This window comes from Sediminicoccus sp. KRV36 (assembly GCF_023243115.1).
Lineage (GTDB): Bacteria > Pseudomonadota > Alphaproteobacteria > Acetobacterales > Acetobacteraceae > Roseococcus.
In genome coordinates this window covers 1652811-1675326 of sequence record NZ_CP085081.1, presented here as the reverse complement: position 1 = coordinate 1675326, position 22516 = coordinate 1652811, and the positions used below count along the sequence as shown (strand labels likewise).

General features: G+C 68.4%; 24 protein-coding genes. 14 read left to right on the top strand and 10 right to left on the bottom strand.

The features are described 5' to 3' along the window. Positions 1–105: 105 nt before the first annotated feature. The 3 genes from LHU95_RS07560 (at position 106) to LHU95_RS07550 (ending at position 1940) form a co-directional block, all read left to right on the top strand. Positions 106–456, top strand: a complete 351-nt coding sequence (locus LHU95_RS07560) for a RidA family protein (RefSeq protein WP_248710755.1) — start codon at positions 106–108, stop codon at positions 454–456. Positions 457–817: 361 nt separating this feature from the next. Continuing rightward, a complete protein-coding gene (locus LHU95_RS07555) occupies positions 818–1567 on the top strand; it encodes a CHAP domain-containing protein (protein ID WP_248710754.1) in 750 nt (249 codons plus the stop codon). A 55-nt stretch (positions 1568–1622) separates the two neighbouring features. Next, a complete protein-coding gene (locus LHU95_RS07550) occupies positions 1623–1940 on the top strand; it encodes an antibiotic biosynthesis monooxygenase (protein ID WP_248710753.1) in 318 nt (105 codons plus the stop codon). A gap of 256 nt (positions 1941–2196) precedes the next feature. Here the strand turns inward: LHU95_RS07550 and LHU95_RS07545 are convergent, their stop codons facing one another. From LHU95_RS07545 to LHU95_RS07535, 3 genes are read right to left on the bottom strand one after another with little or no spacing between them, the layout of a single operon-like run. After that, a complete protein-coding gene (locus LHU95_RS07545; protein WP_248710752.1) occupies positions 2197–3237 on the bottom strand; it encodes a lipid A deacylase LpxR family protein in 1041 nt (346 codons plus the stop codon). 59 nt (positions 3238–3296) lie between these two features. Further along, the gene (locus tag LHU95_RS07540; RefSeq protein ID WP_248710751.1) at positions 3297–3887 is read right to left on the bottom strand and encodes a cysteine dioxygenase; all 591 of its coding nucleotides are present in this window, start codon (positions 3885–3887) and stop codon (positions 3297–3299) included. Continuing rightward, positions 3887–5050 (bottom strand): amidohydrolase, encoded by a 1164-nt coding sequence (locus tag LHU95_RS07535; RefSeq protein WP_248710750.1) that lies wholly within the window; start codon positions 5048–5050, stop codon positions 3887–3889. The genes LHU95_RS07540 and LHU95_RS07535 overlap by 1 nt, the downstream gene beginning before the upstream one ends. 207 nt (positions 5051–5257) lie before the next feature. Here LHU95_RS07535 and LHU95_RS07530 point away from each other — a divergent pair, with 207 nt between their 5' ends. Further along, positions 5258–6133, top strand: coding sequence for a helix-turn-helix transcriptional regulator (locus LHU95_RS07530; protein WP_248710749.1), 876 nt, complete (start codon positions 5258–5260; stop codon positions 6131–6133). A gap of 111 nt (positions 6134–6244) precedes the next feature. Next, positions 6245–6715 carry a hypothetical protein gene (locus LHU95_RS07525; RefSeq protein WP_248710748.1) on the top strand — a complete coding sequence of 157 codons (471 nt, stop codon included), beginning with the start codon at positions 6245–6247 and terminating at the stop codon, positions 6713–6715. Between the two features lie 230 nt (positions 6716–6945). Here LHU95_RS07525 and LHU95_RS07520 read toward each other — a convergent pair whose 3' ends face one another. Next, positions 6946–7833 carry a tyrosine recombinase gene (locus LHU95_RS07520; RefSeq protein ID WP_248710747.1) on the bottom strand — a complete coding sequence of 296 codons (888 nt, stop codon included), beginning with the start codon at positions 7831–7833 and terminating at the stop codon, positions 6946–6948. A 54-nt stretch (positions 7834–7887) separates the two neighbouring features. Then, positions 7888–8034 carry a hypothetical protein gene (locus tag LHU95_RS07515; RefSeq protein WP_248710746.1) on the bottom strand — a complete coding sequence of 49 codons (147 nt, stop codon included), beginning with the start codon at positions 8032–8034 and terminating at the stop codon, positions 7888–7890. 36 nt (positions 8035–8070) lie between these two features. Here LHU95_RS07515 and aroB point away from each other — a divergent pair, with 36 nt between their 5' ends. From aroB to LHU95_RS07490, 5 genes are all read left to right on the top strand, one after another. Continuing rightward, positions 8071–9765 (top strand): 3-dehydroquinate synthase, encoded by a 1695-nt coding sequence (gene aroB, locus LHU95_RS07510; RefSeq protein WP_248710745.1) that lies wholly within the window; start codon positions 8071–8073, stop codon positions 9763–9765. After that, on the top strand, positions 9762–10781 hold the full coding sequence (locus tag LHU95_RS07505) for an NADP-dependent oxidoreductase (RefSeq protein ID WP_248710744.1): 1020 nt from the start codon (positions 9762–9764) through the stop codon (positions 10779–10781). Before aroB ends, LHU95_RS07505 begins: the two co-directional genes overlap by 4 nt. A 74-nt stretch (positions 10782–10855) precedes the next feature. Further along, positions 10856–11854: a TRAP transporter substrate-binding protein gene (locus LHU95_RS07500; RefSeq protein ID WP_248710743.1), complete on the top strand. Its 999-nt coding sequence runs from the start codon at positions 10856–10858 to the stop codon at positions 11852–11854. Positions 11855–11986: 132 nt separating this feature from the next. Continuing rightward, positions 11987–12550 (top strand): TRAP transporter small permease, encoded by a 564-nt coding sequence (locus tag LHU95_RS07495; protein ID WP_248710742.1) that lies wholly within the window; start codon positions 11987–11989, stop codon positions 12548–12550. Further along, positions 12547–13812 carry a TRAP transporter large permease gene (locus LHU95_RS07490; RefSeq protein WP_248710741.1) on the top strand — a complete coding sequence of 422 codons (1266 nt, stop codon included), beginning with the start codon at positions 12547–12549 and terminating at the stop codon, positions 13810–13812. The genes LHU95_RS07495 and LHU95_RS07490 overlap by 4 nt, the downstream gene beginning before the upstream one ends. Positions 13813–14037: 225 nt before the next feature. Here the strand turns inward: LHU95_RS07490 and LHU95_RS07485 are convergent, their stop codons facing one another. The 3 genes from LHU95_RS07485 to LHU95_RS07475 all read right to left on the bottom strand — a co-directional run bounded on the left by LHU95_RS07485 (position 14038) and on the right by LHU95_RS07475 (position 16766). Beyond that, positions 14038–15024: a tripartite tricarboxylate transporter substrate binding protein gene (locus LHU95_RS07485; protein WP_248710740.1), complete on the bottom strand. Its 987-nt coding sequence runs from the start codon at positions 15022–15024 to the stop codon at positions 14038–14040. A gap of 81 nt (positions 15025–15105) precedes the next feature. Then, the gene (cysE, locus tag LHU95_RS07480; RefSeq protein ID WP_248710739.1) at positions 15106–15750 is read right to left on the bottom strand and encodes a serine O-acetyltransferase; all 645 of its coding nucleotides are present in this window, start codon (positions 15748–15750) and stop codon (positions 15106–15108) included. Next, entirely contained in the window at positions 15747–16766 is a 1020-nt protein-coding gene (locus LHU95_RS07475) for a cysteine synthase A (RefSeq protein ID WP_248710738.1), read from the bottom strand. Before LHU95_RS07475 ends, cysE begins: the two co-directional genes overlap by 4 nt. A 231-nt stretch (positions 16767–16997) precedes the next feature. Here LHU95_RS07475 and LHU95_RS07470 point away from each other — a divergent pair, with 231 nt between their 5' ends. From LHU95_RS07470 to LHU95_RS07460, 3 genes are all read left to right on the top strand, one after another. Continuing rightward, positions 16998–17945, top strand: a complete 948-nt coding sequence (locus LHU95_RS07470; RefSeq protein ID WP_248710737.1) for a tripartite tricarboxylate transporter substrate binding protein — start codon at positions 16998–17000, stop codon at positions 17943–17945. A gap of 119 nt (positions 17946–18064) precedes the next feature. Continuing rightward, on the top strand, positions 18065–19210 hold the full coding sequence (locus LHU95_RS07465) for a hypothetical protein (protein ID WP_248710736.1): 1146 nt from the start codon (positions 18065–18067) through the stop codon (positions 19208–19210). A gap of 121 nt (positions 19211–19331) precedes the next feature. Next, complete coding sequence (locus LHU95_RS07460) at positions 19332–19901, top strand: heme-binding protein (protein WP_248710735.1); 570 nt, start codon at positions 19332–19334, stop codon at positions 19899–19901. Here LHU95_RS07460 and LHU95_RS07455 read toward each other — a convergent pair. Both LHU95_RS07455 and LHU95_RS07450 read right to left on the bottom strand, forming a co-directional pair. Continuing rightward, entirely contained in the window at positions 19888–20241 is a 354-nt protein-coding gene (locus LHU95_RS07455) for a hypothetical protein (protein ID WP_248710734.1), read from the bottom strand. The genes LHU95_RS07460 and LHU95_RS07455 overlap by 14 nt on opposite strands. Before the next feature lie 87 nt (positions 20242–20328). Next, entirely contained in the window at positions 20329–21306 is a 978-nt protein-coding gene (locus tag LHU95_RS07450; RefSeq protein WP_248710733.1) for a zinc-binding dehydrogenase, read from the bottom strand. Between the two features lie 156 nt (positions 21307–21462). Between LHU95_RS07450 and LHU95_RS07445 the strand changes: the two genes are divergently transcribed. After that, on the top strand, positions 21463–22515 hold the full coding sequence (locus tag LHU95_RS07445) for an acyltransferase (RefSeq protein ID WP_248710732.1): 1053 nt from the start codon (positions 21463–21465) through the stop codon (positions 22513–22515). Position 22516 lies beyond the last annotated feature (1 nt).

Sequence of the window (22516 nt, the reverse complement as noted above, 5' to 3'; positions counted from 1 at the left end):
GATGCGCCCGCTCGGGCTGGCTGGCCAGCGGGCGGGACGCCTTTCGCCAAAGGGCGGGCTGCGTTAAGTCTGCCGACCTTCCACCCAGCAGGAGCAACGCCCGAGATGAGCAAGATCAACCGCACCGGCAGCAACCAGATTCTGAGCAGCGCCGTCGAGTACCACAATTTCGTCTATCTGGCCGGCATCACGGCCGATGACCTGAGCCAGGACATCACCGGCCAGACCCGCCAGGTGGTCGCCAAGATCGACGCCCTGCTGGAGGCCAATGGCACGGACACGACGCGCCTGCTGCAGGCGCAGATCTGGCTGAAGGACATCCGTGACCGTGACGCGATGAACAAGGTGTGGGTGGAATGGCTGGGCGATGCCGGCCGTCCGGCGCGCGCCTGCGTGCAGGCCAATATGGCCGATCCGCGCCACCTGGTCGAAATCATGATCACCGCCTGCAAGTAATTCCAGGCGGGGACGAAGCGCTCCCCGCAAGAGAACAGAAGAACGCGCTGGCCTGTTCGGGCCAGCGCGTTTTTTATGCCAAAGACGTTAAAACATGATTATCGCCCACCGCGGCGATGCTGCCGCGGGCGGCGGGAGACTGGCGCGCCGAGTGTGACATTCTGGCTGCCACAGTGTTGCACACAGAGTCATACCCCTGGATTGCAGGATAATTATCCTGATTCTGCCCCCTCCACCCCCACCCTCCGGACGAATCACGGCGAATTACGCCGTGTATCAACGTCGCGGGTTGCCCGGACCGGCCCACCCGGATACCCCGAAACACGCCGAAACAATTCCATCCACCCAGGAGGTGTTCTGCATGCGTCTTAAGGTTGCCCAACTGACCATGTGCCTGATGCTCGCCGCATCGCCCTTCGCGCCGGAGGCCGCTGCCTCTCGCGGGGATGCCAGGTCTGATGTGCGGCCTTCCGCATCGCAATCGCGCACCAATTCCGCCGTGGCCCAGCGCCAGGCGCGGCCGCGCCAGACGCGCGCCGGCAGCTTTTCCGGCGGCCTGACCTGCGTGCCCTATGCGCGCTCGGTCACCGGCATGGAGATTTCCGGCAATGGGCGTGACTGGTGGCACAATGCCGCCGGCCGCTATGCCCGCGGCCAGCGCCCGCAGGTGGGTTCCGTCCTCGCCTGGCCGGGCTCGGGCTCCATGGGCTCGGGCCATGTCGCCGTCGTGTCGCGCGTGCTGAACGCCCGCATGATCGAGATTGACCACGCGAATTGGGGCGGCCCGGGCATCCGCCGCGGCACCGTCATGCACAATGTGAAGGTGATGGACGTCTCGGACGACAACTCCTGGACCCGCGTGCGCGTGCAGGTGGGCTGGACGGCCGAGAATTTCGGCCGCGAATACCCGACCTATGGCTTCATCCACAATCGCCCGGCCAGCAGCAGCTTCGCCGATGCGTCGGATGACATGATCCGCCCGGTGTCCTACTCCACCCGCAGCAGCGCCGCCCGCCGCGGCACAGCCGCGCGCGGCAGCGCCGCCCGCGGCGCGCCCCGCCCCGCCGCGATCCGCGTCGCCCAGATCCGCCCGGCGCGCCCCGCCCGCTGAACACGCCTGGATGAATGTGCCAGGATGCGGCGGTGAACCACCGCAGGATGTCCGCATGTTCGTCGCCACCAACCGCTTTCGCGTCATCCCCGCCCATGCCGGCGAGTTCGAGCAGGTCTGGCTGAATCGCGAGAGCCGGCTGCATGAATTGCCCGGCTTCGTCAGCTTCCAGCTGCTGCGCGGACCGCAGGCCGAGGATCACATCCTCTACTCCTCCTCCACACTCTGGGCCTCGCGCGCGGATTTTGACGCCTGGACGCGCTCGGACCAGTTCCGCCGCGCCCATTCCGGCGCCGGCAGCAGCAAGAACCTGACGTTGGGTCCGCCGAGCTTTGAAGGCTTCGACGTGCTCCAGACGATCAACCGCCCCTGATCGGCGCGGCTGCTGGAACACCGGCGTGATGGCATCGAGGGGCTCTGCCCCTCGCGCTCGCCGGCAGGGTGAAAACCTGCGTGGTTTTCACAGTTTCCTGCACCTTCGTTCGGGGGATTATTCCATCGAAGATCCAAGAAACTGGTTTCTTGGTGGGGGAACGCGAGGGGGCAAAGCCCTCTCGCTATCTGCCCTTTTCCAGCAACCTGCTGACAAGATGCGGCCGTCTCAGGCTTCCGCCCAGGCGGCCATGCCCTCAGAACCGCACGGACAGGCTGATCGAGCCATATTGCGCCGCCTCGGGCTGGGTGGAGAATTCCCGGCTGCGAAAGGTGTAGCTCGCCGTCAGCCGTGCCCGGCTGAGCATGAGCACCGCCCCCACGCTGGCATCCGCCACGCCGGGAATGCGCTCCACGCTGCGGCTGTCCTGGAGGCTGTTGCCATCGAGGAAAATGTTGCGCGCCACGGCGCGGCCCTCGATGCCGGCAAAGACATACCAGCTGAAGCCCTCACCCGGCTCGAAGAAGGCCGAGCCTGAGATGGCCGGGCGGTTGCGCGGCGGCCCGAAATCCGCCGTCAGGTTGTTGCCCAGGCGCAGCACCAGGCCGGCACTCGCATAGGTCAGCACATTGCCCAGGCTGCCCGTCAGGCTCGGCACCATGCCGACCGAGAGCCCGCCCACGCCCACCTCCTGGTTGAAGCGCCATTGCCGCGAGAGGATGAGGTTCACGCCCACCTCATCCTTGAGCTGATAGCTCCAGCCATTGGCGCGATCGAGGTTGCGCAGGCGGTGCACGCCGTTCTGCGCCTGGCGCCCAAGGGCCGAGGGCCCCACCACACCGACCTGCAATTCCAGCCCGCCAAATTCGGTGGCCGTGCTGGATACGAGGGAGACGGCGCCGTAGAGCCAGCCGGCATAGGGCCGGTCCTGCGGGTCGGGGTTGCGGCGCTGCGTGTCGCTGGGGGTGAAGATGTTCTGCCCGGCCGAAAGCCCCCAGCGCGGCGCGCCGCCCTGCGGAAACAGGAAATTGCCCGGGCGGTTGTTCAGCCAGGCCAGCCAACCAGGCGGATTCTCGGAGGCCGAGCGCCAGTCGAACTGAAGGCCGCTCGTGTAGTAGCGGTCCGTCCCGGCAAAGAGGTCGTTGTCATAGGAGACCGAGAAGCTGCCGGCCGGGTCCGCCTTGCGCGCGGCCGTGGCTTCGGCAGCGCGCGGTTCGGCGCCCCCTGTCTGGGCAACAGCCGGCGTCAGGCTGGCCAGGAGAAGCAGGAGGGTGGCGCCGAAGGGGCGGATGGGCATGCGGGGGCCTTTCGCGGCAATGCGCGCACAACGCCCCGGCTGGCCTAAAGGTTGCGCCCTCAGACCAATTCCGCGGATCGGTCCCAGAGATTGGGCACCACACTGTTGGTGTAGCCCGAGACGAAGCGCTTGCGCGCACTCGTCGCCCCGTCAAACACATGCCGTTCAATGGCGCCAATATTGCCGCCATAGACATGGATGGAGATGGAGGGGCGATCGGGGATGGCGTTTTCCACCCAATGCACATCCTCCTCGCCCGAGCCGACGCCGACCACTTGGCCCGGCGTCAGACGGTCCACCTGGCCCTCGCGCATGGGCTTCCCGGGCTCGGGGTGCATGGTGACGCTGACTTCGGCGCCGCGCAGCATGCCGACCAGGCCCCAGACCTTGTGGTTGTGGATCGGCGTGCGCTGGCCGATGCCCCAGACGAAGCTGACCACCGAGAAACGCTCCAGCGGGTCGCAATGCAGCAGATACTGGCGATAGGTGGGGCCGGGTTCGGCCAGCGCCTCGGGCAGCCAGTCATCATGGGCGATGAGGTCGGCCAGCAGCGCCTCGCCCTCGGAGAGCCAGCGCGCCTCGCTGGGGTCCTGGTCCGCGAGGCGCGTCATCGCCTGGATGTAGCGGCGCAACCTTGAGATATCCGGCATCAATTCTCTCCAAGTGCGCGCTTGGCAACAGCGGCGAGGAAGCCTGAGGCCGCGGGCAGCACGTCGTCATTGAAGTCATAGGCGGGGTGGTGCAATTCGCGCCCGCCATCGGCCGGGCCATTGCCGATCCAGACGAAGGCGCCGGGCACTTCGCCCAGGAACCAGGAGAAATCCTCGCCGGTCATGGCGGGCGGCAGGTCGCGGCGGATGGTGGTGACGCTGGCGGCGGCGGCCGCCGCCGTCTCGCGCTCGGCCGGGTGATTGGCGGTGACGGGCACGCCGCGTCGGAACCCCACCTCGGCAGTCAGGCCATAGGCGGCGGCGATGCCATGGGCGATCTCGCGCATGCGGGCCTCGATCAGGTCACCCACCGATTCGTCGAGCCAGCGCGCGGTGCCGGTCAGCTTGGCGCGGTTGGAAATCTGGTTCCCGGCCGTGCCGGCCTCGGCGATGGTGACACTGACCACGGCCGATTGCAGCGGGTCCACGTTGCGCCCCACGATGGATTGCAGCGCCACGATGGCGTGGCCGATGCCCAGCATGGGATCGCGAGTCATATGCGGCAGGGCGGCGTGGCCGGCATGGCCATCGAAGGTGATGTCGAATCGGGCGCCGGCGGCCATCACGGCCTTCTCATGGATGGCGATATGCCCGGCTTCCAGGCCGGGCCAATTGTGCCAGCCGAAGATGCGATCCATCGGGAAACGCTGGAACAGCCCGTCCTTGATCATGTGGCGGGCGCCGCCGCCGCCTTCCTCGGCCGGCTGGAAGACCAGGCGGACCGTGCCGGACCAGCTCGTATCCGCCAGCAGCAGGGCCGCGGCCCCCAGCAGGGCGGTGGTGTGGCCATCATGGCCGCAGGCATGCATGACGCCGGGCTTGCGGCTGCGATACGGCAGGGTCTCGTCCAGTTCCTGGATGGGCAGGGCGTCCATGTCGGCCCGCAACCCGACGCTGCGATTGCCCCCCGCGCCGGTGGAGGCCCGCCGCAAGGTGGCGACCACGCCATGGCCGCCCACCCCCGTTTCGATTTCCGTGACGCCGAGGGATTTCAGCTTTTCCACCACGAAGGCCGCGGTTTCGCCCTCATCCAGCGTCAGGCCGGGATGGGCGTGGAGGTGGCGGCGCCAGCCGGTCAGGGTGGTGTGAAGCTCTGGGTTCATCCCGGCAATCTAGGCGAAAAACACGCCGGATGGTAACTCTCCGCGCCGTTACGGTTTTTGAGGCAATTCTTTGCAGATGAAGCTTGATCTCGTTTACAAAGGTTGTATCTTGAAAGAGTTACCACCTTCCGGTTGCGCGGTCGGGTTCCTGGCGCCAAGCCATTATCCAAAACTGCGCAACCACCCCAAGGAGCGAGGCAGAATCTCATGAAATTCGCTGATATCGGCCAGCAGCTCCGCGCCTATCGTATGGAATCCGGCATGCGGGCCGAGGAGATCGCCGCCCGCCTCGGTGTCTCCCGCGCGGCGCTGTATCGCTACGAAAAGGGCGAGGTGATCAAGCTGGAGACGATCCGCCGCCTCGCGGAACTGCTGAAGGTCTCGCCGCTCTCCCTGCTGGGCATCGGCATCGAATATTTCGCCCGCCCCGCCGCCTTCCAGGAGCGGCTGCGCGGGCTGGAGGAGCAGGCGGACCAGATCCTGCTCGTCGGCGGCGCCTTCTGCTGGCAGATCACGGGCGAGGCGCTGGAAGGCGCCCTGGCCGAGGCCTGGACCCAGGCCGTGCCCGCCGGACCTGACCGCAATGTCGCGATCTCCCTGATCGAACAGGGGCTGGGCGCGCTCACCGCCCGCAAGCGCCTCTACACGCAAAAGCGGCCAAGCGTGATCGCCGTGCTGAGCGAAGCGGCCATCATCACCCTCCTCACCGAGGGCATCGCCGCCGGGCTGAACATCCCCGAGGCGTCCCGCAGCCGTGCGCGCATCGCCGCGGCGCAGGAGGCGGAGGCCATGGCCACGATCATGGAAACCGTGCCCATCGGCCTGCAGCTCGGCCTCGCCACCGGGGTGCAGCCGGCCGCACCCTTCATGGTGCTGCGCGGGCGGGACCGCGCGCATGTCATCACCTCGCCCATCGCCGCCGATGCGCCGCCCTCCGCCTCGACCGGCGTCGCCGGCATCACCGCCGCCGAGGAAGCCGTCTCGGTCCATCAGCGCGTGGCCGAGGCCATGTGGCGCGATTCGCTGAAGGGCAGTGAGGCCGCGGCGCGGTTGCGGCAATTGGTGCGCGAAACAAGGGCTTGAGGCTGAGGCCGGACGCCGTTCCGCTTGAGATTTGCGTGATCCCGGGTGTAGCCTTGCGCATTGCCAAGGAAACACCCGGACCGCAAAAGCGGTGAAAGCACCCCCCCCCCCATGCGCCTGCTCCATCTGGCTCTCGCCACGCCTGTCCTGCTGCTCGCCTGCGCGAGTGAGCCGCCACCGCCGCCGCCGCCCCGGCCCGTCGCGCAGCCGGCCGCGCCCAGCAACCAGGTGACCTTCCCGAATGCGGCGGAGATCGCGGCGGGCCGGCCCATCCGCATCCGCCCGGCCGCCAATTTCGGCGCCTATGGCGTGCTGCAGCCGCTGCCGGGCGCGCCCGCCTGCGGCGTGCTCCAGCAAGGCCGCAGCCCGCGGCCGCTGCCGGTGGCTTCCACCACGGGTGACGTGACGCCGGCCTTCAACATCGCCGGCCGCTGCCCGCGCAATGATGACGGGCGCGGCATGCCCTTCGTGCGGATGGACCGGGCCTGGACGCTGCCCAACGGCATCTACATGCAGGGTGCGCAGCATCACTGCCTGCTGCCCAATGTCGGCTCCAACGCGGTCTGCGTGCCGCGCAGCTGAGGGCGCGAGGGGTTTGGCTTTCCTGGATTCGGATTTCAGCGATAGGCCACGCCCCTGACGAAGGTGCAGGAAACCGGTTTCCTGCCGGGGTGCGCGAGGGGCTGGCCCCTCGCCCTCCATCACGAAGGTTTTTCAGCAGCCAACCGAAGCAATCCGGTGCCCTGCCGGTGTGCGAGCAGCAACCCAAAAATTGTTGAAAACAGAGGGCCGCAGCGGTGTCACCGTCTTCGCTACCCGCGCGCGAGGGGGTGATGTTCCTCCACCACCGCCCGCAGCCGCTCCTCCAGGACGCGCGTATAGATCTGCGTGGTCGCGATATCGGCGTGGCCCAGCAGCGTCTGCAAGGCGCGCAGATCCGCCCCGCGTGAGAGCAGATGCGTGGCGAAGCTGTGCCGCAGCACATGCGGGCTGACCTTCGCCGGATCGAGCCCGCCCGCCAGCGCCGCCTGCTTCAGCAGCAACCCCACCCCCTGGCGCGTCAGATGCCCATTCGCCCCGCGTGAGGGCAGCAACCATTTCCTGGCCGAAAGCCGCCCCTTGCCGCGCGGCACCAACCCCTCCTGCGCCGCCTGCGCCGCCTCCCGCGCGCGGCGGGAGATCGGCACCAGGCGCTCCTTGCGGCCCTTGCCCATCACCGTGACCAGGGGTTCCTCGGCGCGCAGCATGCCGGCGGGCAGCGTCACCAGCTCCGTCACGCGCAGGCCCGAGGCGTAGAGCAGCTCGATCGCCGCCACGGCGATCGGCGCCTGGGCTGGCGGGAGTTTTTGCGCCCCCTCCAGCAATTGCCCCACCTCCGCCTCGGTCAGGGCCTTGGGCAGGGAGGCGGGCGCGCGGGGGCTGTCGAGCAATTCCGTCGGGTCATCGGCGCGCAGGCCCTCCCGCGCCAGGAAGCGGTAGAATTGCCGCAAGGAGGAGAGGCGCCGGGCCTGGGTGCGCGCGGAAAATGCCGCCTGGGTGGCCAGCCAGCCGCGCAGATCCGCGGGGCTCGCCGCCACCGCGTCGCCGGGCAGATGGGCCAGCGCGCTTTCCAGATCGGCGCGATAGGCCTCCAGCGTGTTGCGCGCCGCGCCGCGCTCGGCCGCCATCATCTCCAGGAAGGATTCGAGGTGGCGGTTCACCGCGGCATGCCCGCGATCCGCGGCGTCAGCGCCGTCAGCCTGCGGGCCGCCGCTTCAACGCACCTGGAAGCGGTCATTGGGCAGGACGCGCTCCACCGGCGCGCTGGTGATGGCGGGCGGGAAGGCGCCGAGTGCCAGCAGCCCCAGTGCCGCGGCACAGAGCAACAGCATCAGCAAGGTCAGCACCGGACGGCGAAACATGGCGGGCTTGGCATCCCCTCGCGCAAGATAGGGATTGTGCTAGCCTTGGGGCCAGTGTCACGCAACCTCGCCCAGCCCGATTCCCTTCAAGCGCCGGCCTCACGAAGCATCGTGCTGGTCGGCATGCCGGGGGCGGGCAAATCCTCGATCGGACGTCGCCTGGCGGCGCGCTGGGGCTTGCCCTTTCGCGATGCCGATACCGAGATCGAGCGCGCGGCCGGCATTCCCGTCGGTGAAATCTTCGCCCGCTATGGCGAGGCGCATTTCCGCGAGGGCGAGCGCCGGGTCATCGCCCGGCTGCTGCAGGCGGATGGCCCCATCGTGCTGGCCACCGGCGGCGGCGCCTATGTGGATGCGCGCTCCCGCGCCGCGATCCGTGAGGCGGGGGCCATCACCATCTGGCTGAAATGCCGGCTTTCCACCCTGATGCGCCGCGTCGCCGGGCGCGACCACCGGCCGATGTTCGTGAACCAGGACCCGCGCGAGGTGCTGGAACGGCTGATGGCCGCCCGCCACCCCGCCTATGCCGAGGCCGATGTGACCCTGATCTGTTCCGACGAACACCCCGATGTGACGACGCGCCGCGTGGCCGATGCCATCGCCGCCCATCGCCCGCCCGAGCGGCTGCGCGTCGAGCTTTCCCGCAACGCCTATGACATCGTCGTGGGAGAGGGCGTGCTGAAACGCGCCGGCGCCGAGCTGGCGCAGCGGCTGGAAGGGCGGCGCGTGGTCATCGTCAGTGACCAGTCGGTGGCGCCGCTGCACCTGCCCATGCTGCGCGAATCGCTGGCCGATGGGGGCTTCAGCGTCGCCGCCGAATTCCTGGTGCCGCCCGGCGAGGCCAGCAAATGCTTCGCGCAGTTCGAGCGCCTGGTGGATGGCATTCTCTCCGCCAAGGCGGATCGCCGCCTCACCGTCATCGCCCTCGGTGGCGGCGTCGTGGGGGATCTGGCGGGCTTCGCCGCGGCCGCCGTGCTGCGCGGCCTGCCCTTCGTGCAATGCCCGACGACGCTGCTGGCCCAGGTGGATAGCTCGGTCGGCGGCAAGACCGGCATCAACACGAGCCACGGCAAGAACCTGCTGGGCGCTTTCCACCAGCCTAAGCTCGTCCTGGCCGATACCGCGACGCTGCGCACCCTGCCGCCCCGCGACTTGCGCGCGGGCTGGGCGGAGGTCGCGAAGCACGGGCTGCTGCAGGGCCCGCTCTGGGACTGGTGCGAGAGCGAGGGGCCACGGGCGATGCGGGGCGATGCCGATGCCCTGGCCCATGCCGTGCTGGAAAGCTGCAAGCTGAAATCCGCCGTCGTCGTGGATGACGAGTTCGAGATGAAGCCGGAGGGCGGGCGCGCCCTGCTCAATCTCGGCCACACCTTCGGCCATGCGCTGGAGGCCGAGTGCGGCTATGGCGGCGAATTGCTGCATGGCGAGGCTGTGGCCATCGGGCTTGGCCTCGCCACGGAACTCTCGGCCCGGCTTGGCCTCTGCTCGCAGGAAATGCCCGGCCGCGTGCGCGAGCATCTGCGCGAGATCGGCCTGCCAAACCGCATCGCGCAATTGCCGCGCGGCTTCACGGTGGCGCGGCTGATCGCCCGCATGCGCGCCGACAAGAAGGCCCGTGACGGCGCGATGCGCTTCGTGCTGCTGCGCGGCGCCGGCGATGCATTCACTGAAAGCGGCGTGGACGAAGCCATGGTCCGCGCCCTGTTGATCGAGGAAGGCTGCGAGCCATGAGTGAAAACAACCTCCAGGTGCTGCTGAAACGCCGCCCCGTGGGCGAGCCCGTGGCCGAGGATTTCGAGGTGGTGGAACGCCCCGTCCCCCTGCCCGGCCGCGGCCAGGTGCTGGTGCGCAACCGCTTCCTCAGCCTCGATCCCTATATGCGCGGCCGGATGAGCGACGCGAAAAGCTACGCCAAGCCCGTCGAGCTCGGCGCGGTGATGGAAGGGGCCACGGTGGGCGAGGTCGTCGCCTCGGATGATCCGAGCTTCGCGCCCGGCGATACGGTAATGGGCGGGCAAGGCTGGCAGCGCTTCTGCGTGATGGATGGCGGGCGCCTGCGCCGGGTGGATGTGGGGGAGGTGCCGCTCTCGGCCAATCTGGGCGTGCTCGGTATGCCCGGCCTCACCGCCTGGGTGGGGCTGGAGGATATCGGCGAGCCCAAGGCCGGTGAGACGGTGGTGATCAGCGCGGCCTCGGGTGCCGTGGGCCAGGTGGCCGGGCAGATCGCCAAGGCGCGTGGCTGCCGCGTGATCGGCATTGCGGGCGGTGCGGCCAAATGCGCCTTCGTGAAGGAGGAGCTGGGCTTCGATGATTGCCTGGACCACCGCGGCGACCTGAACGCGCAGCTTGACGCCGCCTGCCCCGATGGCGTGGACGTCTATTGGGAGAATGTCGGCGGCCATGTGCAGGCGGCGGTGTTTCCCCGCCTGCGCGATTTCGGCCGGATGGTGATGTGTGGGATGATCTCGCAATACAACATCGCCCCCGGTGCCGATGCCGCCGGTGCGCCGGCCGGCCCCAATCTGGGCCCCGTGGTGCGCAAGCGGCTGCGCATCCAGGGCTTCATCGTGAGCGACCATGGCTGGGAACGCTACGGCCAGTTCCGCGCCGTGATGCTGGGGCTGATCCGGGCCGGGCAATTGCGCTGGCGTGAGGATGTGGTGGTGGGGCTGCCGGCGGCACCCGGCGCCTTCATCGGCCTGCTCAAGGGCGAGAATTTCGGCAAGCTTGTCATCAAGGTGGAATAAAAACACAGGCTTGCAAAGCTGCCATGCTTGGCGCACATCCCTGGCATCACATTTCGTCCGGACGGAGAGACTTCATGACGCGTTCCCTGACCCGCCGCGCCAGCCTCGCCGCCCTGGCCGGAGCCAGCACCTTGGCGCTGCCCGCCAACCATGCCCGCGCCCAGGCGCCGCGCGAGTTTCGCCTGGGGCTGATCACGCCGCCCGCGCATACCTGGAACCAGCAGCTGACGGCCTGGGGCACGCGGCTTCGCGATGCCTCGAACGGGCGCTTCACGGTCACGCTGTTTCCCTCGGGCCAGCTCGGCAATGAGGCGGCGATGCTGCAGCAGATGCAGACCGGTGCCCTGGATATGAGCCTGCTGACGACCTCCGAGATCAGCAACCGCGTGGATGCCTTCGGCGCGCTGCACGCCCCCTTCATCGTGCCCAATATCGAGGCTGCCGTGGCGATGCTGCGCGGGCCCATCGCGCTCGGCCTGCTGAACGGGCTGCCGCAGGCGACGGGCTGCGTCGGCTTCCGCTATGGCATGGTCGGCATGCGGCAGATCATCACGCGCGACGCGACCACCACCCTCGCCGATCTGCGCGGCAAGAAGGTGCGCATCACGCCCGCCGCCCCCACGCGGGATTTCTTCACCCTGATCGGCATGGCGCCCACGCCACTGCCGCTGCCGGCGATTTTCGAAGCACTCTCCAACGGCCAGATTGACGGTGTGGACCTCGATTTCGAGAGCATCATCAACAACCGCTTCCAGGAAATCTGCAAGACGATGCTGCTGACCAACCACTTCGCCTTCCCCGCACTTGGGCTGATGTCGGCGCGCGTCTTCGCCACCCTTGCCCCGGCGGATCGCGAGCTGATCCGCGGCACGATGAGCGAGGCACTGGACGCGCTCTGCGATTCCATGCCGGAGCGCGAGGCGCGGCAAGGTGCGCAACTGCGCGCGAGCAACATGCAGATCCGCCCGGTGGGGCCGGAATTCTTCGGCGATGCGGTGGCGCAGTTCGATCGCGCCTGGGGGCCGCGGGCGCCGGCGCTGGCGCAGCTGCGCGCGGCTTATCCGCGCGGCTGAGGTGAGTTTGGTTGAATGCGAGGGGGCTTTGCCCCCTCGCGCTCCCCCAGCAGGAAACTCAGTTTCCTGCACCTTCGTCAAAATGCGGGTGCAGGGGACGTCCAGGGGCAAAGCCCTTCGGCAATTCACCTGATGCGCCGGCTCAGCCTTGCTGTTGCGTCCTTTGAGCGCGGCGCCCTGGTCCTCTGCATGGCCCTCGTCCTCGGCCTCGTCCTGCTCAACGTCGTCACCCGCAGCCTGAACTATTCCCTCTTCTGGGTGGATGAGGCGGCGGTCTTCGCGATGGTCTGGGGCTGTTTCATCGGCGCCTCGCTGCTGGTCCACCAGCGCATGGATTTCGCCGTCACATTGCTGACCGACCCATTGCCCAGCCGCCTGCGGCATCTGGCGCGCGTCCTCGTGGATGCGCTCGTGCTGGGCTTCGGCGTGCTGATGCTGGTGCTGTGCTGGTGGTGGTTCGACCTGCCGACGCTGATCGCCAGCGGCTGGAACCTCCAGGTCTTCTTCGAGGTGAATTTCAACGGCATCTACATGGAGCGCCCCACCACGGTCGGCCTGCCCAAATGGCCCTTCTTCCTGGTGATGCCCTGGTTCTCGCTCACCACCACCGTGCATGCCACCGCCAACCTGGTGGAGGATGTGGTGGCCATGTTCTCGGGCGAAGCCTTCGCCGAGCGGCAGGAGGCCGAGATTTGATCACCGGCATCGCCTTCGCCGGGTTGCTGTTCATTGGTGCTCCGATCGGCATCGTGCTCGCCCTCTCGGCGGCGGCCTATATCTTCGCCAGCAACAACCAGGTGCTGCTCGGCTCCTACCCGATCCAGATGTTCGGCGGTGTCGAGAATTACGGCCTGCTCGCCATCCCGCTGTTTCTCATGCTGGGCGAGGTGATGAACGGTGCCGGCATCACCACGCGCCTCATCGGCCTCGCGCGCGCCTTTGTCGGCACGGTGCGTGGCGGGCTTGCCTATATCAACGTGCTGGCCAATGCGCTGATGGCCAGCATCCTGGGTTCGGCCGCAGCACAGATCGCCATCATGAGCCGCGTCATCGTCCCCGAGATGGACCGCGAGGGCTATGACCGCCGCTTCTCCGTCGCCACCACCGCCTCGGCCGGCCTGCTCGCGCCGATCATCCCGCCCTCGATGATGTTCGTGGTCTATGCGGTGCTGGCGCGCGTGGCCACGGGTGACATGTTCCTGGCCGGCATCATCCCCGGGCTGATGATGACGGCGGGCTTCTTCCTGGTGATCTTCGTCGTCGGCCTCATCAGCCCCTTTCCCACGCCGCGCCCCCTCACCTGGCCCGATCGCTTCAAGCTGCTGCGCGATGGCGGCATGCCGCTGCTGATCCCGCTGGTCATCATCGGCAGCATCACCACCGGAATAGCGACCGCAACCGAGAGTGCTGCCGTCGCCTGCGTCGCGGCCTATCTGATCGGGCGGTTCGTCACGCGCGAATTCCATGACCGGGATTTGCCGCGCATGCTGCTGGCGGCGGGGCGCAACGCGGCCGTGGTGCTGTTCATGGTGGCGACGGCGGCGGTCTTTGGCTGGGTGCTGACCTTCGGCAAGGTGCCGCAGGATATCGCCGCCTGGATGCAGACCATCGCGACCGGCCCCATCTCCTTCATGCTGCTGGTGAACGTCATCCTGCTGGTGATCGGCACGGTGATTGACGGCATTCCCGGCCTGATCATGGTGGTGCCGATCCTGCTGCCCATCGCCACCGACATCTACGGGATTGATCCCGTGCATTTCGGCGTGGTCGTCTCGATCAACCTGGTGCTGGGGCTGGTGTCACCGCCGGTCGGCATCGCGCTGTTCATCGCGGCGGCCGTGACGAAGATGAAGCCCGGCGAGATCTTCCTCTGGACCATCCCCTATTGCATCACCACGGCGGTGGTGCTGGTCCTCCTCAGCATTTTTCCGGTGCTGACGCTCTACCTGGTGCGTTAGCGCCAGCAGGCCGCTGAGCCAACAAAAGCTGAGAGCGCTCTGCCCCGTCACGCTCCCCGACCAGCGTGAACGTCCCCGTGGTTTTCACCGCCTCCCGCGCCTGGCGCTTCACCTGATCGAAGGTGCAGGAAACCGGTTTCCTGCCGGGGAGCTCGAGGGGCTGGCCCCTCGATCCCACCGCGCGGAGGTGTTCCCTCGCGCGCGATCGCAACCCCGCCGCGCGGCCTATTCCGGCTCGACGCGCGCCAGGCGCAGCAGTGCCTGCGCCTTGTCGAAATCCCGCGCGATATAGCTGTCCAGCGCGGCGCCAGCCTCGAAGAGCGGCACGATGCCCAGGCCCGAAAGCCGCGTGCGGATCGCTTCCTCGCCCATGATGGCCTCCACCTCGGCTGCGATGCGGGCGGCGATGGCCTCGGGCACGCGCGGCGGCGCCCAGATGGCCCACCAGGAATGCGCATCCACGCTCGGGAAGCCGGCTTCGGCCGTGGTGGGGATATCGGGTGCGGCCGGGTTGCGCCGCGGGGCCGTGAGGGCGATGCCGCGCAGGCTGCCGGCCCGCACCGGCGGCAGCATGGCCAGCATCGGGTCGGTGTTCAGCCCAAGCCGCCCGCCCATCAGATCCACCAGGATGGGCGAGGTGCCGCGATACGGCACGAAGGTCACATCGGCACCCACCTGCCGGACGAATTCGATCGAGGCCAGATGCCCGGCCGAACCCAGGGCCGACACGCCGGCCGACCAGTCGCGCGGATTGGCGCGCATGGCGGCCGCCACCTCGGCCATGGTGGTTTGCGGGCGGGAGGGGTTGATGGCCATGAGGCAAGGCCCCTCACCCGTGCGGGCGATGGGCTTGAGGTCGGTCAGCGGGTCATAGCCCGGGGCGCGCATCACCAGCCGCGCAATGGTCTGCACCGAGGCCGAGACCAGCAGCGTGTAGCCATCCGGCGCCGCCTGGGAGACGGCGATGCCACCCACCGTGCCATTGGCGCCGGCGCGATTTTCGACCGTCACGGTCTGGCCGGTCCGCTCGGCCATGCGGGCGGCGATGGCGCGCGCCATGGTGTCCACCGAGCCGCCAGGCGCGAAGGGCACGATGATTCGAACCGGGCGCGTCGGCCAGGCCGGCTGAGCCACGGCAGGCTGAGCCAGGGCAGCGGCGGGCAGAAGGCTGGCGCCGGCTAAGGCTGCGCGGCGGGTGAAGCGGGCTGTCACGGTGACGGGATCTCCTGAATGCGGAGAACAGGTTAGCCTTCCCTGGGCAAGGGATCACCAGAAATTCATGGGCGGCAGCGATCAACCGGCCCGGCGCTGCTCCAGCGTGACGCGCAGCGCGCGCATTTCGCTCTCCAAAGCGGCAAGTCGCTCGCCCACCGGGTCGATTTCCTGCGCGGGCAGGCCGTAGCCCACGGTGATGGTCTCCGGGCAATCGGGGCCCGAGCAGCGGGCCGGAATGCCGACCACCGTGGTGCCATCCGGCACCGAAGCGACGGCGACCGCATTGGCGCCCACCCGCGCGCCACGCCCCACCGTGATCGGCCCCAGCACCTGCGCCCCGGCGCCAAGGATGGCGCCATCCAGCACATCCGGATGCCGCTTGCCGGCCTTGAGCGAGAGGCCGCCCAGCGTCACGCCGTGATAGATGGTCACGTCATCGCCGATGGTCGCCGTTTCGCCGATCACGACACCCATCCCGTGGTCAATGAACAACCGCCGGCCGATCTGGGCGCCGGGATGGATCTCGATGCCCGTCAGCATCCGCCCCAGATGCGAGGTGAAGCGCCCGAGGCCGCGCAGGCCGAGGCCCCAGAGCCCATGCGCCAGCCGGTGCCACAGCACTGCATGCAGCCCGGGATAGGAGAAGATGACCTCCGGCCAGGAGGGCCGCGCCGGATCACGCTCGCGGATGGAGCGGCCGAGTTCGATGATCTCAAGATTCATGCAAGCCAGCCTGGCACGGGCAGCCCCTTGGACCGAAGGAATTCCGGGTTGAACAGCTTGGACTGATAGCGCGCCCCGCCATCGCACAGGATGGTGACGATGCGGTGGCCCGGCCCCATCATCCGCGCCAGCTTCACCGCGGCCGCGACATTGATGCCGGCCGAGCCGCCGATGCACAGCCCCTCATGCAGCGTCAGGTCGAAGACCTGTTCCAGCGCTTCCGCATCCGTCACCTGGATCGCGTCATCAATGGGGGCACCTTCCAGATTGCCGGGCACGCGGGACTGGCCGATGCCCTCGGTGATGGAACCGCCCTCGCTCATCACCGGCGTGCCGGTCTTGCGCCAGGCATACAGCGCCGAGCCCATCGGGTCGGCCAGAACCACCCGCGTCGTCGCATCATGCGCCTTCAGCGCCAGGGCGATGCCGGCCAGGGTGCCGCCCGTGCCGCAGGCGCAGGTGAAGCCATCCACCCGCCCGCCGGCCTGGAGAATGATCTCGGCCCCCGTGGTGCGGCGATGCCCCTCGCGATTGTCCAGATTGTCGAATTGATTGGCCCAGACGGCCGAGCCCGGGGTGGCTGCGTTCATCTCCTCGGCCAGGCGGCGGGAGACATGCACGTAGTTGCCTGGATCCTTGTAGGGCTTGGCGGGAATGAGCCGCAGATCGGCGCCGATCATGCGGAGAAAATCGATCTTTTCCTGGCTCTGCGTCTCCGGCATGACGATGACGCTGCGATAGCCGCGCGCATTGCCCACAAGCGTGAGGCCGATGCCGGTATTCCCCGCCGTGCCCTCGACGATCACCCCGCCCGGCCGCAATTCACCGCGCGCCTCCGCCCCCTCGATGATGGCCAGCGCCGCGCGGTCCTTCACCGAGCCGCCGGGATTCATGAATTCCGCCTTGCCGAGGATGTCGCATCCCGTGGCGGCGCTGGCGCGGGCCAGGCGGATCAGGGGCGTCTGGCCGATGGCGCCGATGAGGCCGGCGACGGGGGTCGGGGAAATGGCGTTCATGGAGGGAGGATATCAGCCTGCGCCGGGCGTGAAACAAGAGTTTGATCCGGAGCAATGCGCGGGACGCGGGGAAATCATGCGAAATTCCCACCTATTTCACGATCAATTTACGTTGACCTACGCCGGATAAATCCACATATCACAAATCATGATCGTGTTAATTTCATCCCCGGCCCGATGTCTGCGGAATTGCAGCCCCGCCAATCCCTCAGACATATGGAGAATCCCAACATGAATCGCCGCCACCTCCTCGCCCTCCCGGCCCTCGCGCTGCCCACACTCGCCAGCGCGCAGGCCGACCGGCCCATCCGCCTGATCGTCCCCGTCGCACCCGGCGGCAGCCAGGATATCGTCGCCCGCCTCATCGCCCGGCATCTGGGGCCGGTGCTCGGGCAGAATGTCGTGGTGGAGAACCACCCCGGCGCCGGCAGCAATATCGGCTATGAGATGGGGGCGCGCGCGCGGCCGGATGGGCTGACGCTGATTGCCGGCTCGGACAGCCTGTCCATCAACAAGGGGCTGTTCCGCCGGCTCTCCTTTGATCCGGTGGAGGATTTCGCCGCCGTGGCGCAAGCGACCTCGGTGCCGCAGATCCTCGTCGTCCGGTCGGATTTCCCCGCCGCCCGGCTGGAGGATTTCGTCGCCTTCAGCCGCCGCAACCCGGTGGCCATCGGCACGCCGGGCAATGGCAGCCTGGCCCATCTGCTGATCGAACTGCTCCAGCAGGCGACCGAGACCCGCTGGACCCATGCGCCCTATCGCGGCGGCGCGCTCGCGGTGAATGACCTGCTGGGCGGCTCGCTCCAGGGGGTGATGATCAATATCGGCGCGGTGACGCAGCATGTGCAGGCCGGGCGTCTGCGCGGCCTCGCCGTCTCGACCGGCGCGCGCACCCAGGCCCTACCCGAGGTGCCGACCCTGGCCGAGGCCGGGCTCGCCAACATCGCCGTCGCCGGCTGGCACGGGCTGGTGGCGCCGCGCGCGACGGACCCCGCCCTCATCGCCCGCCTGAACCAGGCCGTGGGCGAGGTGCTGCGCCATCCGGAGCTGCGCGAGCGCCTGGCCGCCCTGGGGATCGAGCCGGTGGACGCCCCCCCGGAGGCACTGGCCGCCAAGCTGCGCGAGGATGCCGCCCGCTGGGCGCCCCTGATCCGCCGTACCGGGATGCAACCCGACTGAACGGATTGCTCCATTTTTGTTGACAAATCGTGACGATCAAGAACCAACTCCCTCAAGCAAAATAATTGCTGGGGGAAGTTCTGATGCGACCGCACGGTTGGACGGTAACATGCCTTGTGATGTGCCTTGCGAACGGCGCGGCTCAAGCCCGGGACAATATCGAGATCAACTACAACGTGGATGGCCAGACCGGCCAGCGGGGTTTCTCGACAGTTCAGGGCATCGTGGATGCGCTGTCCGGCAATGCGCTGAACAGCGTGGCGGGGAGCTACACCCCCAACTCCCCGGCCACCGCCGACATGAATATCCGCGGCATCCAGGGGGTGGCGAGCTACGCCGCCAATTCCCCCGCGCTGCGCGTGCAAATCCCGGTCGCCGGGCTGGACCGCACCTTCCAGGGCGCCACGCGTGAGGCCAGCGCGCGGCTCTTCCAGCGCTATCTGGAGGGCAGCGAGGGGTCCGGCACGCTCAACAACATCCTGCGCGCCGGGGTCCATTCCTCGCCGATCGATCCGGTGGCGGGCGGCCCCAATTCGGCGCTGACGCAGCTTTCGGTCACGGATTTCAGCGCCGCCGCCAATGCCTCGGCCGGGCGCGGCAGCGGCTTTGGCATCGGCGCGCGCATCGGCGGCTTCACCGCGGCGGGGTATGACAGCTACAATATGACACTGCCGATCGACGCGAGCTGGCGCATCACCGAGCGCGATACCCTCAGCTTCGACCTGCCTCTCGCCTATACGAATTCCGGCGGGGCCACCTCCTATGCGGCCAATGGCGGCGTGCTCTACCGCCGGCAGGTGACCGAGGATTGGCAGATGCAGTTCTCCGGCCGGGTCGGCGCCGCGGGCTCCATCGAATTGGGGGCGGGTTCGGGCATCTACGGCCTGGGGATGGTATCGAGCTACCGCTTCGCCCTCGGCGACGCCTGGCGGATGACGGTGGTGAACGCCATCAACTACGTTTCCACCTTCCCGGCGAGTATCGGCAGCATCTCGGTCAACTACAACGTCGCCAACACGGTGTTCCGCAATGGCATCATCATCAACCGGGACCTTGATTACCAATTGGCCGGGTTTCCGCTTTCCGTTTCGGGCTATGCGGTGGATACGCGCTTCGCGGGTTCGCCGGTCTATGTCCGCAACTTCCAGGAATTCGGCGTCTTCGTCGCACCCGGGCGGGAATCCCGCTTTGGCGTCGGGCTGCAGCTCATGACCGGGGACCGCGGGCTGTTCGGCGTGACGATGAGCACCGGCATCCGCTTCTGACGCCGCAGCCCCGCCTTGCGGCGCGGGGATGCCGCCCAACATCCTGGGCATGGCACTCCCCCCCGCCCAAGCGCCGAACCCAGCCCCGGCCCGGCGCCCGCGTCGCACCCTGAAAGGCCTGTTGCTGCTTGCCCTGGCGCCCTGGCTTGCGGCGTGCTCGGTATTCGGTATGCGCAGCGGCACCGAGGAACCCCCCTTCACCATCATCGGCCAGATCGGCGAGGTGGAGATCCGCCGCTACGCGCCGCGCCTGGTGGCCGAGATCGAGGTGGCGGGCGATGAGGCCAGCGCCCGCAACGCCGCCTTCCGCCCGCTCGCCGCCTATATCTTCGGCGAGAATGTCACGGGTGAGCGCATCGGAATGACGGCGCCGGTGGCCCAGGCGGGCGCCGATGGCGCCTGGCGCATCGGCTTCTTCATGCCCGCCCGCTACAGCCTGGACAGCCTGCCCCGCCCGCGTGACCCGCGCATCACCATCCGCCCCCTGCCGGAGGCGGATGTGGCCGTGCTGCGCTTCAGCGGCTTGCCCGAACCCCAGGCCGTGGCGCAGGCCGCTTCCCGCCTCGATGCGGCATTGGCCGGCAGCGCCTGGATGCCCCAAGGGCCGGGCGGCGCCTGGTTCTACGATCCGCCCTGGACGATCCCGGGCCTGCGCCGGAGCGAGGCCTGGCGGCCGGTCAGACGCAGCTGACCCGCGTCACATTCGCCAGGCCTTCGCCGCGCAGGGCCTGGGTCCCCGGCAGGATCGTCTGGTAACCGAGCGAGACGGTGAGCCGCTGCCCGGGGCTGATGGAGATCGGCGCGCCATTCGGCCGGTCCAGCACGCTCGCCGTGACATTGACCAGCACGCGGCGGGGCGCGGATTGCGTGTTGCGCAGCACCACCGAATAGGTCGCGCGGGTGGTGGCACCGGGCGTCACCCGCGTGTCGAACTGATCCGCAACCACGCCGCCCGAGCAATAGCTGGCGAACTGCGCCTGCGCCGTCAGCGGCAGGGCCAGCAATACGACGAGAGCCAAGAGGCGCGGCATGGGCTCATCTCCACCTGAGAAACGATACGTTAACCATTACATCCTGTGGTTGCCAATCGGCTTTACCAATCGCGTCGATCGGCTGGCTCAGCCCGTCACCATGGCGATCTTCCCGAAATGCGCATTGGCCTTCATGTGGGCCAGCGCCGCATGCACCTCATCCAGGTGGAACACCCGGTCCAGCGGCAAGGCGAGCTTGCCCGCCTCCAGCGCGGCCCAGAGGTCCTGGCGCATCAGGCGCACAATCTCCCGCACCTCCTCATTGCTGCGGGTGCGGAAGGTGACGCCGATATAGGAAATCCGCCGCGCAGCGTGCAGGTCGAAGTCGAAATCCGCCACGGCCCCGCCCAGGCGGCCGACATTGATGATCCGCCCCAGGATGCGCGTCGCCGCCAGCGTCTGGGAGACGAGCGGGCCGCTGATCTGGTCCACCACCGCATCCACGCCGCGCCCTTCGGTCGCGTCCAGCACCTGCTTCACCCAGGCCGGGTCGTTCGTGTCCACGGCCAGCGTCGCGCCGAACTCCGCGAGGCGGGCGCGCTTCTCAGGGTTGGTGGAGCTGCCCACCACCACCGAGGCGCCCATCAGCCGCGCGATCTGCAAGCCCATCAGCCCCACGCCGGAGGATGCGCCCTGGATCATGATGGCCGAACCCGGCGCGCAAAGCCCATGGGTGACGACAGCGTTGTGCATGGTCTGCAAGGCGACGGGCAGCGTCGCCGCCACCTCCCAGGACATGTTGGCATCGGGCACCAGGCTGACGCGCCCCCAATCGGCCAGCGCATATTCGGCGTAGCTCGCGGCCATGCCGCCCATGACGCGCATGCCGGGCTTGAGGTGGGCGGGGACCTCGCTGCCGCATTCGGCGATCTCGCCCGCGGCCTCCAGCCCGGGGATCGCGCCGATGCCCCCCACCGCGCCATGCGCATGCCCGGCCGCCACGCCCAGATCGGCGCGGTTCAGCCCGATGGCGCGCAGCTTCACCAGGATCTGCTGCGGCCCCGGCTTCGGCACGGGAACTTCCTGCAGGGCAAGGCCCTGGGCGGTGACGATGGCGGCTTTCATGAGCGGTGCTCCCCCTTGGACGGACACCGAACGTAAAGCGCATCACGCGCCGAGGTAAGGCCATGGGCCCGGTGGATTTTCCCGCGACAAGATGTGATGTTGCAGCCAACGGCGCAGCTTGCGCCCAAGCCGGCCGCAGGAGCCGCAGGGAAGGGCATGTCCACAGCGCCACCGATCCGCTCCATCCAGTATCTGCGCGCCTGCGCGGCCCTGATGATCGTGATCTATCACCTGGGCGTTCCGTTCAGCCGGGCCGGCTATACGGGGCCATGGCCGGCCGGCCTCGCGCATGGCGTGGACCTGTTCTTCATCATCAGCGGCTTCATCATGGTGATCGCCACCCAGGACCGCGGGGTGACGCCCGGGCTGTTCCTGCTGCGCCGGCTGCTGCGCATCGCCCCCCTCTACTATGCGCTGACAGGCTTCACGCTGCTGGTGGCGGCACTTCGCCCGCAGCTGCTGCAAAGCTTCATCTTCGAATGGCCGCATGTCATCGCCAGCGTCGCCTTCTGGCCGATGATCAACCCCGCGACGGGGGAGACGACGCCCGTCCTGATCCCCGGCTGGACGCTGCAATACGAGATGTTCTTCTACCTGCTCTTTGCCCTGGCGATGCCGGCCGGGCGCTGGAGCCTGCCGCTCCTCTGCGCCATGTTCCTGATCCTGGTGGCGGTCGGCCAGGCGGTGCCGGGCGGCACGGCGTTCACTTTCTTCACCGCACCGCTGATCCTGCAATTCGTCATGGGCGTCCTGCTGGGCCGGGCGTTCCAGCACGGGCGGCTGCCACGCGTGCCCGAAGCCCAGGCGAGGCTCTGGAGTGGCGTGGTCCTGTGCGGCATCCTCCTCGCGTCCATCGCTCTGGTGTTCGCGCCCCGCCTGCTGCCCGCGCCCTGGAATCCGCTGCAGAGCGGCGCCCTGGCGACTCTGGTGGTGGCCGGCCTGGTCTGGCTGGAAGCTCAGGGCCGGATGCCCGATTGGCGCTGGCTGCTGGTGGCGGGCGATGCGAGCTACGCCATCTACCTCGCCCATCCTTCCGTGCTCTCGGCCACGTCCCAGCTCTGGCGGATGGCCGGGCTGCCCAACAGCCTCTGGCTCCTGGGCCTGGCTTGCGTAGCGGCATCCCTCGCGGCGGGGTTCTTCCTGCATGCGGCGGTGGAATTGCCGCTGCGCCGGCGCTTCCGGCGCCTGACCCTCGCCCCTGCGCGCTGAC

Coding starts and splice junctions, on each gene's coding strand:
- LHU95_RS07540 (WP_248710751.1), bottom strand. CDS start 3,887: ATGCCGGATATCTCAAGGTTGCGCCGCTACATCCAGGCGATGACGCGC.
- LHU95_RS07475 (WP_248710738.1), bottom strand. CDS start 16,766: ATGAACGCCATTTCCCCGACCCCCGTCGCCGGCCTCATCGGCGCCATC.
- LHU95_RS07525 (WP_248710748.1), top strand. CDS start 6,245: ATGCGCCTGCTCCATCTGGCTCTCGCCACGCCTGTCCTGCTGCTCGCC.
- LHU95_RS07450 (WP_248710733.1), bottom strand. CDS start 21,306: ATGAAAGCCGCCATCGTCACCGCCCAGGGCCTTGCCCTGCAGGAAGTT.
- LHU95_RS07545 (WP_248710752.1), bottom strand. CDS start 3,237: ATGCCCATCCGCCCCTTCGGCGCCACCCTCCTGCTTCTCCTGGCCAGC.
- LHU95_RS07550 (WP_248710753.1), top strand. CDS start 1,623: ATGTTCGTCGCCACCAACCGCTTTCGCGTCATCCCCGCCCATGCCGGC.
- LHU95_RS07465 (WP_248710736.1), top strand. CDS start 18,065: ATGTGCCTTGCGAACGGCGCGGCTCAAGCCCGGGACAATATCGAGATC.
- LHU95_RS07560 (WP_248710755.1), top strand. CDS start 106: ATGAGCAAGATCAACCGCACCGGCAGCAACCAGATTCTGAGCAGCGCC.
- LHU95_RS07500 (WP_248710743.1), top strand. CDS start 10,856: ATGACGCGTTCCCTGACCCGCCGCGCCAGCCTCGCCGCCCTGGCCGGA.
- LHU95_RS07535 (WP_248710750.1), bottom strand. CDS start 5,050: ATGAACCCAGAGCTTCACACCACCCTGACCGGCTGGCGCCGCCACCTC.
- LHU95_RS07445 (WP_248710732.1), top strand. CDS start 21,463: ATGTCCACAGCGCCACCGATCCGCTCCATCCAGTATCTGCGCGCCTGC.
- LHU95_RS07530 (WP_248710749.1), top strand. CDS start 5,258: ATGAAATTCGCTGATATCGGCCAGCAGCTCCGCGCCTATCGTATGGAA.
- LHU95_RS07470 (WP_248710737.1), top strand. CDS start 16,998: ATGAATCGCCGCCACCTCCTCGCCCTCCCGGCCCTCGCGCTGCCCACA.
- LHU95_RS07495 (WP_248710742.1), top strand. CDS start 11,987: ATGCGCCGGCTCAGCCTTGCTGTTGCGTCCTTTGAGCGCGGCGCCCTG.
- LHU95_RS07505 (WP_248710744.1), top strand. CDS start 9,762: ATGAGTGAAAACAACCTCCAGGTGCTGCTGAAACGCCGCCCCGTGGGC.
- LHU95_RS07455 (WP_248710734.1), bottom strand. CDS start 20,241: ATGCCGCGCCTCTTGGCTCTCGTCGTATTGCTGGCCCTGCCGCTGACG.
- LHU95_RS07555 (WP_248710754.1), top strand. CDS start 818: ATGCGTCTTAAGGTTGCCCAACTGACCATGTGCCTGATGCTCGCCGCA.
- LHU95_RS07515 (WP_248710746.1), bottom strand. CDS start 8,034: ATGTTTCGCCGTCCGGTGCTGACCTTGCTGATGCTGTTGCTCTGTGCC.
- cysE (WP_248710739.1), bottom strand. CDS start 15,750: ATGAATCTTGAGATCATCGAACTCGGCCGCTCCATCCGCGAGCGTGAT.